At 49.9% G+C, this 633-nt stretch carries 2 protein-coding genes; one reads left to right on the top strand and one right to left on the bottom strand.

Annotation, left to right across the window (positions count from 1 at the left end):
- Nucleotides 1-347 (top strand): LysR substrate-binding domain-containing protein (locus R7Q46_RS27935; protein ID WP_318078399.1); only part of this gene is annotated, 347 nt, incomplete at its 5' end.
- A gap of 21 nt (nucleotides 348-368) precedes the next feature.
- On the opposite strand, the gene R7Q46_RS27930 is transcribed toward R7Q46_RS27935, so the two are convergent.
- Nucleotides 369-633, bottom strand: a 265-nt coding sequence (locus R7Q46_RS27930; RefSeq protein WP_318078398.1) for a CZB domain-containing protein, incomplete at its 5' end; no start/stop codon positions are given.

Raw genomic sequence — 633 nt, 5'->3', positions numbered from 1 at the left:
GCACAGAATCGTTAGAAGCAAACGAGCCAAATCATGAATGGCAGAGCTGGTTAGCAAGCCAAAGCAACCCTGAGCTGAAATCGCTCAATGTGATGGAGAAAACCTACCTTTTTAACCATGCCGATATGGCGATGATTGCCGCCAAAAACAGCATGGGAATCGCAATGGCGCGGGCGTCTTTGGTGCAAACCAGTTTGGAAAAGGGAGAACTGGTCGCGCCTTTTGAACGCGTCAACGCAGGGAGAGGGTACGATTTGATTTGTTTAAACGGCCAGCAGCACAGACCGAAAAATGCGGCGTTTATCGAATGGCTAGAAACGCAGCTACCTCCCCTTGCATCGCAATAAAAACAAAGGGAGGCACAAGTCTTAGTTTGCGATGATTTCATCCATCAAGCGGTCAATGTGAATCACCACTTGCTCACTTGCGTCTTCCATCGAGTTGATGGAGGTCACCATGCCGGCCATATTTCCTGACTTCGCGTGGTTCATTGCATCACGGCCGCTATCGTGCACACCTTTGTGTGGCGCTTCGAGCTGCGCATAGCTTCTTAGTTGGCTATATGCTTTGCCGTCACCTCGGTAGTACCACTGGCCCAATCGACATTCTGAATGGCTATTGACGGTTTCACCA

The sequence above is a fragment of the Vibrio sp. 811 genome (genome assembly GCF_033339195.1).
The sequence above is the reverse complement of the archived record's forward strand: the minus strand, read 5'-3'. Positions and strand labels throughout refer to the sequence as shown.